Here is a 15,214-nt window from a genome sequence, read left to right on the forward strand (position 1 = left end):
GATTTGTAAGTTCATGGGGTTTATATTTCTTAAATTCTGAAAATCTTTTATCTTCCGTTGATGGCTAAACTTGAATAGAGGACAAGAATTATTGAAGTATAGGGTGGACTTATGGAGAATCTGAAATTTGTATTGGAAATTCTTAAAAATAAAAAGGACACCTTTAAGAGGGATTACTTTATCCCAAAGGCATGGAACACGGCGGGATGCCATGAAGGAATATTATATGAAAAAGACGGTGAAATATGCATAAACCCGTATGAATACTATGCCTGCGTCATAGAAAACCATATACTGCGTTATGCCGGCCAAAACGGCTGTTATAATGAATTTTCCGGCGAAAGAGATCGGGACTTAATACAGGAACTTAAAGGAAAGATAATATACAGCATACTTGTAAGGGCGTTTACGGCATGGTATCACACCGAAGGTGTTTTATCACCGGGGACTTTCCTAAAAACCATTTGTTTGTTGCCTTATTTAAAAAATATGAATGTTGACATAATATATCTGCTGCCCGTCTTTGAATACGGCACGAAGTATAAGAAAGGCGATTTGGGAAGTCCATATGCCATAAAGAACATTTATAAGCTGGACAAAAACCTTCATGATCCCCTTTTGGGTGAATTTGCCGAGCCGCTCATTGAGACCGAGTTTAAAGCTTTCGTTGAAGCATGCCATATTCTCGGAATAAAGGTAATGGTTGATTTTGTGTTCAGAACTGTTTCAAGGGATAACGATCTGCTCGTCGAGCATCCCGACTGGTTTTACTGGATTGATTTGGAATATGCGGACTGTTTTTCGGCGCCTGTTACCGGGGAGAAAGAGCCCTTTGCTGTGGACAGGGATTCCATCGGGATTCTTTACAGGTCAGAGGGTATAAGCAAGTACATAGCTCAGTTCACTTATTCCCCCGACAAAATAGATCCCGAAAAATGGGCAAAGCTGGTGGAAAGGCATAAAAAGACGGGAGAGAATATTCTCGGTTTAATTGAGTCTGAATTTAAAATAACAACGGTACCGGGTTTTTCCGACGTGGTTAACGACAATCAGCCGCCATGGACCGATGTAACATTCCTTAAATTTTATTTTGATTTGCACGAAGAAGCGAAAAAATACGTAGGTGAAAACACGCCGCCTTACATCATGCAGGACGGTGTACGGCTGAGTGTGTTCAGAGGCAGGCTTGAAAACAGAGAGCTCATTGATTATATCACCGGTGTTATACCGTATTATCAAAAAACATACGGCATAGACGGCGCCAGAATTGACATGGCCCATGCCCTTTCCCCCGATCTGAACACAGAGATAATAAAAAGAGCAAAGGCAATAAATGAGAATTTCATACTCTGGTCCGAGGAATTTGATCCGGTAAAGGCTGAGAACGCAAAGAAATACGGTTATCATTTTATAACCGGTACCACATGGGAAATATACAATGGCATTGACGAGCCCGGTTTCAACAGTGCGCTTATTACCGATAATTTGCTGAAATCCGGACTCCCCGTGATAGCGGCCCTTGAAACACCTGATACTCCGAGGGCGGCGCTTAGGTATCAGGATAAAAGAATTTTGTCCATGCTCGTATTTCTGAATTATTTCATACCAAACGCAGTACCGTTTATAAACAACGGCATGGAGGTAATGGAGATACAGCCGATGAATCTGGGGCTTGGCAATACCGAAGCGGGAAGGTTTGTCCTGGACAGAACCGATCCGATGTACGGAAAACTTGCTTTTTTCGATGCTTACTGTATTCATTGGAAAAATACGGACTGCATCGGAGACATTCTTTCCCATGCCGGAAAAATCAGAAAGTCCTTTAGTGATATATTAACGAAAAAAGAAAATTTCATCATATTTCCTAAAATGCTGAAACACACAAAAATTACGTCTCTGTGTTATTACGACAATGACGCCGGTAGAGGGGTTATTTTCGTCGCAAACAGAGATAAACAGGAGAAAGTTGAAATAGATATTGAAAAATTTGTTCCTGCGCATATAGGAAAAAAGAAGCTGGAGGTTGTTTATGCCGGCAACCGGTCTGCGGGAGAACCCACCTTTTTAAGCCAAAAAACATGTCTTGGACCGTGTGAGTTCTTAATAATAAGCATTCAGTGAGATTGGAGGGCTTGAATATGAAAAACGGTAATCTGCCGAAAGTTGCTTATTTCTGTATGGAGTTCGGGCTGAACGAGAATTTCAATATTTATTCCGGAGGGCTCGGAATACTTGCCGGAGATATTTTAAAAGCGGCAAAGGATGAAGGATATCCGATTGTCGGTGTGGGAATTCTGTGGAGACAGGGATATACAAAACAGGTGATAGACGAAAACGGAAGGCCGTGTGACTGCTATCCCGAATACGTATATGATTTCCTTAAGGATACAAATGTAACCGTAAAGGTGAAAATAAGAGGCAGGGACGTGGCTGCAAAGGTATGGCTTTGCGACTGTTTTGAGAATAATCCTCTGTATCTTCTGGATACGAATATTCCCGGCAACCCTGACAGGCTAATCACCGGACAGCTGTACGGCTGGTTTGACGAGGAAAGAGTGGCGCAGGAAATGATTTTGGGTATAGGTGGTGTGAGAGCTCTTAAAAAGCTGGGGATAGACGTGGATATTTACCATTTTAACGACAGCCATCCGATACTTGCCGGAATTGAACTGATCAGGGAGAGAATGGAACAGGGTATGCCGTTTGAAAAAGCATGGGAGGAAACACGAAAGCAAATAGTATTTACCACCCATACTCCCGTGGAGGCCGGGAATGAAGTTCATTCATTCGAATTATTAGAGTATATGGGAGCTTTTAACGGCCTTACCGGGGAACAAATGGCCAGGATTGGCGGCAAACCGTTCAGCATGACTGTGGCGGGACTGAGGCTTTCAAAAAAGGCCAATGCGGTATCACAACTTCACGGACAGACGGCAAAAAGAATGTGGAAGGGTGTGGATAACTCCTCGGAAATAATTGCAATAACAAACGGGGTTCATAACGGCACATGGCAGGACAGGAGAATTGCAGACGGATACAACGGCAGCAATTTATGGGAATTGCACATGCAGGCAAAGCGGGAAATGATTGAAGAGATATATAAAAGAAACGGCATAAGGCTTAAGGAGGACGTTCTTACAATCGGTTTTGCCAGAAGGTTTGCCCCGTATAAAAGAAGCAATCTGATATTCACCGACAGAAAAATGATTGAACCTGTTCTTAAGGAAGGGAAACTGCAGCTTATTTTTTCAGGCAAGGCGCACCCGAATGATCTTACCGGTAAGAAGATAGTCGAAGAACTGTACAAAATGACAAAACTTTATCCCGAAAGCGTTGTTTTCCTTCAGAACTATGACATGAAAATAGGCAAAATGCTCACAAGAGGCTGCGACGTATGGCTTAACAACCCCATAAGGCCTATGGAGGCAAGCGGTACGTCGGGTATGAAAGCCGCAATGAACGGCGTTCTGAACCTGAGCATACTTGACGGATGGTGGCCGGAGTTCTGCATCCACGGTGTGAACGGATGGCAGATAGGGGACGGCTATGAAGGGGAAGACTGCGACATAAATGATGCAAAATCGCTTTACAAAGTACTTTTTGAAGAAGTTATGCCGACATATTATGAAAACAGAAAGAAATGGCTGGAAATGATGAGGGAAAGCATAAGAATGTCCACCGAAAATTTTTCGGCCAGAAGAATGCTGCGGGATTATTACAGTCTGATGTATGAACCTGAAGTTTCGGATTTGGCGGCGGCCGCAAAAGAATGAAATGGGCGGGGCAACCGGGCAAAATGCGGATTACGGGGTGATTTTAAATGGATATGAAGATTCATGACTGGAAGGAGAGTATTTACTCTGACGGGTCGGAATATTTTGTCAGCAATCCCAACCCGGCGCTTGGCGAAAATGTGCTTATAAAGCTGAGAGTCTTTAAGTGGGCTCCGGTAAAGGCGGTTGTGCTAAGGTATATAAAAAACGGCGGGGATATGCATATAAAAATGGAAGAAATTGAGGAAAAGGGTATTTTTAAATATTACGGCTGTGAAATTAAGGTTTCACAGCCTGAAATCCATTACCACTTCCTGATAGGCACCGACAGCGAAACATATTACTATACACAGCTTGGCCTGACCGATTACTCCCCCGCCGAGGAGTATGATTTCAGGATTATCGCGGATTATGAATGCCCTGAATGGGTTAAAAAATCAGTATTCTATCACATTTTCCCCGATCGCTTCCATAACGGCAATCCTGAAAACGACGTTAAGGACAATGAGTATTTCTTTGACGGCCATCCGACGATTAAGAAGAAATGGAATGAAAAACCGTGCGAATATGAAGAAGGTTTTTGCCTTGACTTTTTCGGCGGCGATCTTGAAGGAATAAGGGAAAAGATACCATACCTGAAAGAACTGGGGGTTAACGCACTGTATATAAACCCCATTTTCCGGGCTGCTACGAACCATAAATACGACTGCATTGACTATTTTAACGTGGATCCCCATTTCGGGGGAAATGAAGCTCTGGTAAGTTTGTCGGAAGAACTTCACCGTAATGGCATGAAAATCATACTTGATGTATCCATAAACCATACCGGTACAGCGCATAAGTGGTTTAACAAAGACGGAGAATTTTTCCCGAAAACGGTCGGTGCATACAATAATCCCGACAGTGAGGAGAGAGAGTTTTACTATTTTGACAATAAAAACAATTACCATGCATGGTTTGGGGTTAAAACACTTCCAACGCTGAATTACCGGTCACAGAAACTTCGTGATATAATTTACCGAGCGGAAAATTCGGTTGTCAGAAAATGGCTGAAACCGCCGTACAATATTGACGGCTGGAGGTTTGACGTCGGATTTTGCATGGCCCGGATGGATGAATATCAGATGCATCAAGAGGTATGGCGGGAGATAAGGAAAAGCATTAAGGAAGTAAATCCCCGGGCATATATCGTTGGAGAGCACATGACCGACAGTATGGAATTCTTACGCGGTGACATGTGGGATGCATGTATGAATTATTTCGGGTTTGGTTTCCCTGTACGCTGGTTTGCCGGAGAAAACAGTCATTTTGACCAGAGGGTGAAGGCTTTCGGGCTTAAGGCTTCCAGATGCACAGCTGAAAGACTGGCAAATATGTTTATGCAGAATCTTGCAAGGCTCCCGTACCAAATGGCACTTGTGCAGTATAATATGTATGACAGCCATGATATATCACGATTACATAATCATTCGGGCATATCTTATGAAACAAGAAGAGGCGTAATCATAATGCAGTTTACCTTCCCCGGAGCGCCGGCGATATATTATGGCGATGAGATTTCGATAAACGGTACCACTCAGTCGGTTGAAGGATGCAGATACCCGATGGTATGGGATGAAGAATTGCATGATAAAAATTGCCTTGAGTTCCATAAAGTATTATGCCAGCTGAAGCAAAGGGAAAAGGCCCTTCAGTCAGGCGGATTTAAGATATTGTATGCGAAAGGTTATGTAATTTCATACGCCCGCTTTACCGACACGAAGGCATATATAGTTGTTTGTTCCCAGGAGGACAAAGCTGTAAATGTGGATATTCCCGCAGTCTATATAGGAGTGACCGACAGTTCAAAAATAACCGAAGTTTTCGGACGGTTCAGGAATACTTGCGTCCAAAACGGAATTCTGAAAGTGGAACTGCAGCCTTACGAATGTTTGCTGTATGAGGTTATATTTTAAAGAATAATATGGAAATGATTAAAAAAAAGAGGATTGAAATAAAATTTTCTTTAATACATAATATTATTAAAAAACCCCACCTTTATTCAAGGTGGGTGTTTTGGTTATATTTAAAAACAGAATAGGGGCGATTCCTGTTGATACCTGAACTGGTTTACAGAAACAGTTACATTGTAGGTTACCGGGACGTGGACTTTAACAATGATCTGAGGCTCAGTTCCCTGTTTGGTTATTTTCAGGACACTGCAATCATGAATGTCGAAAAACTGGGTATAGGTGTGAATACATTATCCGAGAAATACTCGGTTTCGTGGGTGCTTACAAAAATTCTTGTGGAAATAAACAGAATACCTAAATGGAATGAAAAAATAACGGTTGAAACCTGGCCGCACAGACCGAAAAAGTTTGAATTTGACAGGGATTTCAGGGTACGTGATGATAACGGGAATATCATTGCTGCGGCAATCTCCAACTGGGTATTGCTGGACCTGAAGACAAGGGAAATCAGAAAAAGCGAGATTATTTCCGGTGATTATCCGCCACTGGAATTTACGGACGAACGCGCACTGGAGGGCAGACTCCGCAAGCTTAGACCCGCCGGTGAGCCCGAGGTTGTCTATAAAAGGGTCCTTGGCTACAGTGATACCGATGCCAACGGACATATAAACAATGCAAAATACATAGATTTCATTATGGACTGTTTTTCAATAGAAGAACACAAAAAACACAGCGTGAGGTCAATTCAGGTCAATTACCTAAAGGAAGTGTTTCCCGGGGACACGTTAATTCTTTACCGGGATGTATCCGGCGCAGGTTCAAATCAGGTATATATAGAAGGCATAAACGAAGCCGATCAAAAACCCGCCTTCAGCGCAGAACTTAAGTTTGATTAGCGGGGTTTTTAACAGGCCCAGGCGGAAAACGGCTGCCTTTAAAACGAGGCAGCCTTATGTATGATTACTGGTTAAGCAAAAAGGCTGCCCCGAATGTTTTTTATCCGGAGCAGCCCGCTCATGAAAAATTCCGGACGGTTAAGGGTTAAAGACCACAACCAACAGCATTTTAAACCGTTCTCTGGCCAGCAGCGCATGGGGAATACCTGCCGGCATTACTATGGTTTCACCTTTTTTTAGGTTAAATACCTCCCCACCGATGGTTATTTCTGCTTCACCGTCAAGTATATAGACAAGGGCGTCACCTCCTGACGAATGGGAACTGATTTCTTCGCCCTTGTCAAAGGAAAACAGTGTTAAGCTTACATTTTTGCCCTGGGCAAGGGTTCTGCTTACTACCTGTCCTTCCTGGTATGAAACCAGATTCTCCATATTTAAAACTTTTGAAAATTCAATGTTTTTAATAAGTTTGTCCATGACACAGCCCTCCCACATATTATTGTTGCTTATACGGATATAATATCATCTCCGCTTTCCTTTTGCCGTATCCGAGGCAACATTTTCTAAACGAAATTTAGCAAATCATTTCATTGCTGGCTTGAGGTGGCTGTTTTTTATTTTGTTTTATGGTAGAATATCTTAGAATGAATTTTTAATTTTTGCCATTTTAATAAAGATAAAACGCTATTTTACGGAAAAGTACGGCAAAAACATTAATGGGAGATGGTGGACGTGAACAGGAAAGTGTTGTTCAATGACGGGTGGGAATTTGCAAAAACCGCATTGGGTTTTGAACTTGGTAACATCGGGTCGTTGAAGTTTGAACCTGTCGATATCCCCCATGACTGGCTTATCTTTAATACTCTGGATCTCTATGAGAACAGCATAGGATGGTACCGCAAAAAATTTACGGTTGAAAAAAAGCCCGATCAGATGCTTCTTTATTTTGACGGCGTTTACATGGATTCAACTCTTTATGTGAACGGACAGTTTGCCGGTGAATGGAAATACGGTTATTCTTCGTTCGAGCATGATATAACTGATTTTGTGAAAGAAGGAAATAATGAAATAATTATGAAAGTCGTGCATCAAAGCCCTAACAGCAGGTGGTATTCAGGTGCGGGGATTTACCGCAACGTATGGCTTAAAACAAGAAGCAAAAATCATATTGTTACCGACGGGATTTACATAACAACCCGGTGCAAAGGCGAAATATGGGAAGTGGAAGTTGATACAGAATATGAAATAACCGACGACGTTCAAATCTCCCATAAGATAATCCGCGGCGACAAAATAATAGCATCGTCAAAGGATTTTGTGAAGGCCGGAGGAAACAGCGGCGTAAACACTCAGAAGCTGTATGTGGAAAAACCTCTTCTGTGGAGCTGTGATGAACCCAATTTGTATAAACTCGTTACACAGATGGAACTGGTAAAGACCGATGAAAACGGAAGGAAAACCGTTGAATGCATTGAATGTGTAACTCAGAATATCGGGTTCAGGACAATAATTTTGGATCCAGATCAGGGTCTTATTCTGAACGGAAAAAAAATTAAACTTAACGGCGTATGCGAGCATCACGATCTTGGTGCCCTCGGTGCGGCTTTTAATAAAGCCGCCTTGATAAGAAGGTTTAAACTGCTGAAGGAGATGGGGGTAAACGCAATAAGGACCGCTCATAACATGCCTGCGCCCGAGCTTATGGATTTGGCCGATGAAATGGGCTTCCTTGTTTTGTCCGAGGCTTTTGACATGTGGGAAAGACCAAAAACAACTTACGATTATGCACGTTTTTTCGGCGAATGGGCGTATAGGGACGTTAAAAGCTGGGTTAAAAGGGACAGAAATCACCCCAGCCTGCTTATGTGGAGCATAGGCAACGAGATTTACGACACCCATGCCGACGAAAGAGGACAGGAAATAACCCGGATGCTTATGAATTACGTACGGGAGTTTGATCCGAAAGGCAATGCACAAATTACGATAGCTTCAAATTACATGGCCTGGGAGAACGCCCAGAAATGCGCGGACATACTGAAAATTGCCGGTTATAATTATGCTGAACATTTATACTATAAGCATCATAAAGAGCATCCCGACTGGGTAATATTCGGCAGTGAAACATCATCGGTGGTGCAAAGCAGGGGAGTTTATCATTTCCCGTTCGAGCAGGCCATTCTTTCAGATGAAGACGAGCAGTGTTCGGCTCTTGGAAACAGTACGGTAAGCTGGGGGGCAAAATCAGTCGAAGCATGTATCATAGCCGAGCGGGATACGCCTTTTTCCCTCGGACAGTTCATCTGGACAGGGTTTGACTATATAGGCGAACCCACGCCTTACCATACAAAGAATTCATATTTCGGTCAGCTGGATACAGCAACGTTTAAGAAGGATTCTTTTTATATTTTTCAGGCTGCCTGGACCGATTACAAAACAAATCCGATGGTGCATATTTTCCCGTACTGGGATTTCAATGAAGGGCAGATTATTGATGTAAGGGTATGTTCAAATGCTCCCCGTATAGAACTCCAGCTGAACGGAGTTACCATCGGAACCCATGATATTGACTTCAAACACGGAAAACAGCTTGTGGGCTGGTGGAAAATACCGTACCGGGAAGGAGAACTTAAAGCAATAGCTTATGACGAAAACGGAAATGTTATTGCCACCGATGTAAAAAGATCCTTCAAGGACGCCAGAAGGATTTGTCTCAAACCTGACAGGGAAGTGCTTGTTGCCGACGGCAGGGATTTGATATTCGTGGAAATCACCGTTGTTGATGAAAACGGGATCGAGGTGGAGAATGCCAGCAATCGCGTTTTTGTTAACGTAACAGGAGCGGGAAGGCTGGTGGGGCTTGATAACGGTGACAGTACTGATTTTGACCAGTATAAGGGATTAAGCAGGAGACTCTTTAACGGCAAATTAATGGCGATAGTTGCAGCAACCCTGGAACCGGGAAGTATTACCGTCGAGGTAACGTCGAAGGGATTGGAGGGATGCAGACTGGAGCTCCAGTCAATTCCGCCTGAAGGAGGCGTAATCGAAGGGGTTTCCGCCAATATGCGGAACAGTGAATTGCCGTGCGTTACAGGCAACTTCGACGAAATACCCGTTCGGAAAATAGAGCTTGTTGCGCCTGCGGACAGGATGCTCAATCCTTCAAACCGGGAAATAATCATTGAAGCGAAACTATACCCCGAAAACGCTTCATACCGTGAGGTTGAGTGGAGTGCGGTTAATGATGCGGGAATAAAATCAAATATTGTCAAGGTTGAACCTATGGGGCTGAAAGCCAAAATAACCGCTCTTGGCGACGGTGAATTCAGGATTCGCTGCACCAGCAGGAACGGAACGGACAAAACCAGGCTTATTTCCCAGCTGGAATTTAAAGCCGAAGGACTTGGTGTTGTTTACAAAAACCCGTATGAATTCGTGTATGCAGGCCTTTATGATTACAGCAAAGGCGAGATTTCCAGTGGCAACGAAAAGGGTATAGCAACGGGAAGGGAAGGAGAATCCCAGGTAGGTTTTGAAAATCTTGATTTTGGACCGGATGGTTCAGATACCGTTACAATACCTATTTTTGCACTGACAAGCGAACCACACTATTTCCAGATATGGGAAGGGGTGCCTTACAAAGAGGGAAGCACGCTGCTTGCTGATGCGGTTTATCAGAAAGAAAGCATATATAATGTGTATCAGGAAGAAATATATAAGCTTTCGAAAACTCTACGCGGCATTACCTCAGTATATTTTGTCTTCAACCGAAAGGTACATATGAAAGGATTTGTATTTGAAAGAAAGAACAGGGCTTATGAAAGGAATATGGCCGCGTGGTGTGACAAAATTTACGGTGATAATTATGAAATCAGGGGTGATTTTGTTGAAAGAATAGGAAACAACGTGTCACTAGAATTCGACAATATGGATTTCGGTGAGGAGGGTGTATCAAAAGTCATAATTTCAGGAAGGGCACCCATTGATAATACAATACATATAAGGTTTGAAAACGAACAGGGGCAAGACAGCCGGCTGGTTGAATTCAAAAAATCAGATGAATATACCGTAAAGGTATTCGAGCTGGAAAAAGTTTCGGGCAGACAAAAGGTGACTTTCCTGTTTTTACCCGGCTCCAATTTTGATTTCGGATGGTTTAAGTTTGAGAAATGAAGAAGAATTGTATATGATAAAATAAAATAACAGCCCGTAGCACCGGAAAATTACGGTGTACGGATTTTCAGGAGGAATTTATGAAGAGAACACCGCTATATGACAGACATTGTGAACTGGGCGCAAAAATAGTGGATTTTCACGGTTGGGCTTTACCGTTACAGTATTCCGGGATTATTGAAGAGCACAGAAAGGTGAGAAATGCCGCAGGTCTCTTTGATGTTTCCCATATGGGCGAGATAGCCGTTGAAGGTCCTGATGCCACCGAGTTTGTCCAGAGAATTATAACCAACGATATAAGCAGGACAAAGGATTTCCGCATTGTTTATTCGCCAATGTGCAATCCTGACGGAGGGGTTGTGGATGATATCCTTGTGTACAAATTTTCGTCCGATTTTTATCTTCTTGTTGTAAATGCGTCGAATACCGATAAGGATTATCAGTGGATCATGGAAAACTTTCGGGGAAGGGTTGAGGTGAAAAATCTGTCGGAAGAATATGCCCAAATTGCCGTTCAGGGACCCGAAGCCGGGAAAATACTTCAGAAGCTTGTGAATATCAGGCTGGAAGAGCTGAAATTTTATAACTTCGTGCCTGAGGCCGAAATATGCGGTCGTAAGGCAATCATTTCAAGAACCGGGTATACGGGCGAAGACGGATTTGAGATATATGTAAAGAGTGAATTCGCACCGGTAATATGGGACAGTCTGCTGGACGCCGGAAAAGACTGCGGGCTTGTACCCGCGGGGCTCGGGGCAAGAGACACGCTTAGGTTTGAAGCAGCTCTCCCGTTATACGGACAGGAACTGTCAGAGGAGATTACTCCGCTTGAAGCTGGGCTTGGCCGTTTTGTCAAACTGGATAAGGATGATTTCATAGGAAAGGCCGCGCTTTTGAAACAAAAATCCACGGGAGTGAAGCGGAGAATAGCGGGTTTGGAAATGGTGGACAGAGGAATTCCGAGAACGGGCTATGATGTTACGGCCGACGGTGTTAAAATAGGATATGTCACTTCAGGGAATTTTTCGCCCACACTCGGGAAGAATCTTGGTATGGCGCTGGTTGATTCAGCTTATTCCGAAGTCGGCCAGGAAGTGAGCGTAGTTATAAGAAACAAAGAATTAAAGGCAAGGATTGTGGTGCTGCCCTTTTATTCTAAAAGATATGTAAAAGGATAAGCTTCGATATAATATTTATTATTAAATACTGAAAAGTACTGGAGGTTATCACAAATGAAAGTAATGCAGGGATTAAAATATTCAAAGGATCATGAATGGGTTAAAATTGAAGGAAACAAAGCTTATATCGGGATTACCGATTATGCTCAGCATTCACTGGGAGACATAGTTTTTGTGGAAATTCCCGAGGTGGGAAAACAGCTTAACAGCGGAGACGTATTAAGCGTTGTGGAGTCGGTAAAGGCTGCATCGGACGTGTATACTCCCGTGTCGGGGAAAATAGTGGAAGTAAACCAATCCCTTGGCGACAGCCCGGAAAAAATAAACGAAGACCCTTATGGTTGCTGGATTGCGGCTATTGAAATAAGCAATCCGTCCGAAATAGATACTCTTATGGAACCGGACGATTATGAACGGTTCTGCAAAGAGGAGGAATAGTATGTCATATATTCCGACTACGGATGAACAACAGCAGAAAATGCTTGAGGAAATAGGAGTAAAAAGCATTGATGAGTTGTTCTCCGATATACCTGAAAGCGTTAAATTAAAAAACAGGCTTAACATTCCCGAAGCCATGTCTGAGCTTGAGCTGGAAGCCCATATGCGGAAGCTGGCCGGGATGAATATAAACGTCGATGAATATACGTGTTTTCTTGGCGCGGGAGCTTATGATCACTACATTCCGAGTGTTGTTACAAACCTTTTGTCGAGACAGGAATTTTATACCGCTTATACTCCGTATCAGCCCGAGATAAGCCAGGGAACGCTGCAGGCGATATTTGAATACCAGACAATGATATGCAGTCTTACAGGGATGGACGTTTCAAACGCATCCCTGTATGACGGCGCAACTGCTCTCGCAGAAGCTGCTTCAATGGCCTGCGATATAACCAGGAGAAACGAGATAATAATAACAAGGAGCGTACATCCTGAAAGCAGGGAGGTCTTGGACACATACACAAAATTTAAAGGGATGGCTCTAACCGAATGTGGGATAAAGGACGGGACGACCGATTTACGGCAACTGGAGGAGCTGCTTAATGAAAATACCGCTGCGGTGCTGGTCCAAAGCCCTAATTTTTTTGGAGTTATAGAGAATATAAAAGAAATTGCAGAAATGACACACGCCAATAAATCCCTGCTTGTGGTGAGCTGTGATCCGATATCCCTTGCGCTTCTGAAGGCTCCCGGGGATTTGGGAGCTGATATTGTTGTAGGTGAAGGACAGGCGCTGGGAAACCAGCTTGCTTTCGGAGGACCGTATTTGGGTTTCATTGCCGCCAGAAGGGAATTCACAAGGAGAATGCCCGGCAGAATTGTCGGGGAGACGGTTGACAGGATTGGCAGAAGAGGTTACGTTTTAACGCTGCAGACCCGAGAACAGCATATACGAAGGGAAAAGGCAACGTCAAATATCTGTTCCAATCAGGCTCTTAATGCCCTTGCCGCGACAATATACCTTTCGGTTATGGGAAAAAAGGGCCTCAGAAAAGTGGCGGAACTTTGCCTTCAGAAGGCCCATTATGCGTACAGGAAACTGATTGAGACAGGTCTCTTTGCACCTGCATTCAACGGGCCTTTCTTTAAGGAATTTATGCTCATTTACAGCGGGGATGTGGAAAGATTGAATAATTGTCTGCTTGAAAAAAGGATAATAGGCGGATTTGCCGTGGAAAGATTTTACCCCGAGTTTAAAGGCGGATATCTTGTTGCAGTTACCGAAAAAAGAACAAAGGACGACATTGACAGGTTTGTATCGGAGGTGGTTTCGGCATGCTGAAAAAGGAGGAAAAACTAATATTTGAACTTAGCGTGCCGGGAAAAGGCACAAACCTGTTGCCCGAATGTGACGTAGAGAAAGTTGAGATCAAAAATCTTATCCCCGAGGAATATTTACGTAATGAAGAGATTGATCTCCCTGAAGTGAATGAAGTGGACGTGGTAAGGCATTTTACCCACCTGTCACAGAAAAATTACGGCGTGGACTCGGGATTCTATCCTTTGGGTTCATGTACGATGAAGTATAACCCGAAAATAAACGAAGAAGTTTCGAAACTCCCGGGGTTTATGAAAGTTCACCCTTATCAGCCTGAGGAAACGGTGCAGGGGTGTCTGCAACTTTTATATCAGACCGAGCGTTTTCTTTCCGAAATTACGGGTATGGACAGGTTTTCTCTGCAACCGGCTGCAGGAGCCCACGGCGAGATGACCGGGCTTATGATAATCAAAGCTTTTCATCAAAAAAACGGCGATTATAAACGCACAAAGATTATAGTTCCTGATTCGGCCCATGGTACCAATCCTGCTTCGGCAGCAGCCGTGGGTTTTGACGTTGTTGAAGTAAAATCCAACGACCGGGGCGGAATTGACATTGATGCCTTGAGAGAACTGATGAGTGATGAAGTTGCGGGGCTCATGCTTACCAACCCGAACACCCTCGGGCTTTTTGATGAAAATATTGATTTGATTGCCGAAATTGTCCATAACGCAGGAGGATTATTGTATTACGACGGCGCAAATGCAAATGCGATTATTGGTGTTTCAAGGCCCGGGGATATGGGGTTTGACGTTGTACACCTGAACCTGCATAAAACCTTTGGTACGCCGCATGGCGGAGGCGGCCCCGGTTCAGGCCCTGTAGGTGTAAAAAAGGAACTGGCGCCTTTCCTTCCAAAGCCAGTGGTGGAATACAGTGGCGGAAAATATCATCTGGACTATGACCGGCCGCTTTCCATAGGCAAAATTAAGTCTTTTTACGGGAATTTCCTTGTGGTCGTTAAGGCTTACGCCTATATCCGGGCCCTTGGCGCTGAGGGCCTGCGGAAAGTATCCGAAGCCGCTGTACTGAATGCAAATTATATAAAGGAAAAACTTAAAAAGTATTACCATCTGCCATATGACCGCACCTGCATGCACGAAGTGGTTTTCTCAGGGCAGTGGCAGAAGCAGTACGGTGTTTCGACGCTTGATATTGCCAAGAGACTTCTGGATTACGGGTATCATCCACCGACCATTTATTTTCCCCTTATTGTAAGGGAGGCTTTAATGATCGAACCTACCGAGACAGAAAGCAAGGAAACCCTTGACGAGTTTATAAATGCGATGATTGAAATAGCCAATGAAGCAAAGGACGAACCCGAAAAGTTAAGAAATGCGCCGGTGAATACCCCCGTTCAGAGGCTTGACGAGGCGACGGCGGCACGTAAACCGGTTTTGAAGTATGAAAGAAAAACAGAATGACA

The 15,214-nt window shown here is 43.6% G+C and carries 10 protein-coding genes; 9 read left to right on the plus strand and 1 reads right to left on the minus strand.

Annotated features, from left to right (window positions below; translation table 11 throughout):
- The first annotated feature begins 111 nt into the window (after positions 1-111).
- From CST_RS04595 to CST_RS04610, 4 genes are all read left to right on the plus strand, one after another.
- On the plus strand, positions 112-2,121 hold the full coding sequence (locus CST_RS04595; RefSeq protein WP_015358666.1) for an alpha-amylase family glycosyl hydrolase: 2,010 nt from the start codon (positions 112-114) through the stop codon (positions 2,119-2,121).
- 17 nt (positions 2,122-2,138) lie between these two features.
- Positions 2,139-3,773: an alpha-glucan family phosphorylase gene (glgP, locus tag CST_RS04600; protein WP_015358667.1), complete on the plus strand. Its 1,635-nt coding sequence runs from the start codon at positions 2,139-2,141 to the stop codon at positions 3,771-3,773.
- A gap of 47 nt (positions 3,774-3,820) precedes the next feature.
- Complete coding sequence (locus CST_RS04605) at positions 3,821-5,728, plus strand: alpha amylase N-terminal ig-like domain-containing protein (protein ID WP_015358668.1); 1,908 nt, start codon at positions 3,821-3,823, stop codon at positions 5,726-5,728.
- A 137-nt stretch (positions 5,729-5,865) separates the two neighbouring features.
- Positions 5,866-6,621, plus strand: coding sequence for an acyl-[acyl-carrier-protein] thioesterase (locus CST_RS04610; protein ID WP_015358669.1), 756 nt, complete (start codon positions 5,866-5,868; stop codon positions 6,619-6,621).
- Between the two features lie 138 nt (positions 6,622-6,759).
- Here CST_RS04610 and CST_RS04615 read toward each other — a convergent pair whose 3' ends face one another.
- Positions 6,760-7,098: a cupin domain-containing protein gene (locus tag CST_RS04615; RefSeq protein WP_015358670.1), complete on the minus strand. Its 339-nt coding sequence runs from the start codon at positions 7,096-7,098 to the stop codon at positions 6,760-6,762.
- 246 nt (positions 7,099-7,344) lie between these two features.
- Between CST_RS04615 and CST_RS04620 the strand changes: the two genes are divergently transcribed.
- From CST_RS04620 to gcvPB, 5 genes are all read left to right on the plus strand, one after another.
- The gene (locus CST_RS04620) at positions 7,345-10,794 is read left to right on the plus strand and encodes a glycoside hydrolase family 2 TIM barrel-domain containing protein (RefSeq protein WP_237266374.1); all 3,450 of its coding nucleotides are present in this window, start codon (positions 7,345-7,347) and stop codon (positions 10,792-10,794) included.
- An 80-nt stretch (positions 10,795-10,874) separates the two neighbouring features.
- Entirely contained in the window at positions 10,875-11,972 is a 1,098-nt protein-coding gene (gene gcvT / locus CST_RS04625) for a glycine cleavage system aminomethyltransferase GcvT (protein WP_015358672.1), read from the plus strand.
- 54 nt (positions 11,973-12,026) lie between these two features.
- Entirely contained in the window at positions 12,027-12,410 is a 384-nt protein-coding gene (gene gcvH / locus CST_RS04630) for a glycine cleavage system protein GcvH (RefSeq protein WP_015358673.1), read from the plus strand.
- 1 nt (position 12,411) lies between these two features.
- Positions 12,412-13,752 carry an aminomethyl-transferring glycine dehydrogenase subunit GcvPA gene (gcvPA, locus tag CST_RS04635; RefSeq protein WP_015358674.1) on the plus strand — a complete coding sequence of 447 codons (1,341 nt, stop codon included), beginning with the start codon at positions 12,412-12,414 and terminating at the stop codon, positions 13,750-13,752.
- Entirely contained in the window at positions 13,749-15,212 is a 1,464-nt protein-coding gene (gcvPB, locus tag CST_RS04640; protein WP_335743710.1) for an aminomethyl-transferring glycine dehydrogenase subunit GcvPB, read from the plus strand. Before gcvPA ends, gcvPB begins: the two co-directional genes overlap by 4 nt.
- Positions 15,213-15,214: the final 2 nt, after the last annotated feature.

Origin of the sequence: Thermoclostridium stercorarium subsp. stercorarium DSM 8532, from assembly GCF_000331995.1 — a bacterium.
In the GTDB taxonomy this organism is placed as follows: domain Bacteria; phylum Bacillota; class Clostridia; order DSM-8532; family DSM-8532; genus Thermoclostridium; species Thermoclostridium stercorarium.

What these genes read in the sequence shown, in the direction of transcription:
- CST_RS04595 (WP_015358666.1), top strand. Translation starts at nt 112, where the DNA reads ATGGAGAATCTGAAATTTGTATTGGAAATTCTTAAAAATAAAAAGGAC.
- glgP (WP_015358667.1), top strand. Translation starts at nt 2,139, where the DNA reads ATGAAAAACGGTAATCTGCCGAAAGTTGCTTATTTCTGTATGGAGTTC.
- CST_RS04605 (WP_015358668.1), top strand. Translation starts at nt 3,821, where the DNA reads ATGGATATGAAGATTCATGACTGGAAGGAGAGTATTTACTCTGACGGG.
- CST_RS04615 (WP_015358670.1), bottom strand. Translation starts at nt 7,098, where the DNA reads ATGGACAAACTTATTAAAAACATTGAATTTTCAAAAGTTTTAAATATG.
- CST_RS04620 (WP_237266374.1), top strand. Translation starts at nt 7,345, where the DNA reads ATGGTGGACGTGAACAGGAAAGTGTTGTTCAATGACGGGTGGGAATTT.
- gcvT (WP_015358672.1), top strand. Translation starts at nt 10,875, where the DNA reads ATGAAGAGAACACCGCTATATGACAGACATTGTGAACTGGGCGCAAAA.
- gcvH (WP_015358673.1), top strand. Translation starts at nt 12,027, where the DNA reads ATGAAAGTAATGCAGGGATTAAAATATTCAAAGGATCATGAATGGGTT.
- gcvPA (WP_015358674.1), top strand. Translation starts at nt 12,412, where the DNA reads ATGTCATATATTCCGACTACGGATGAACAACAGCAGAAAATGCTTGAG.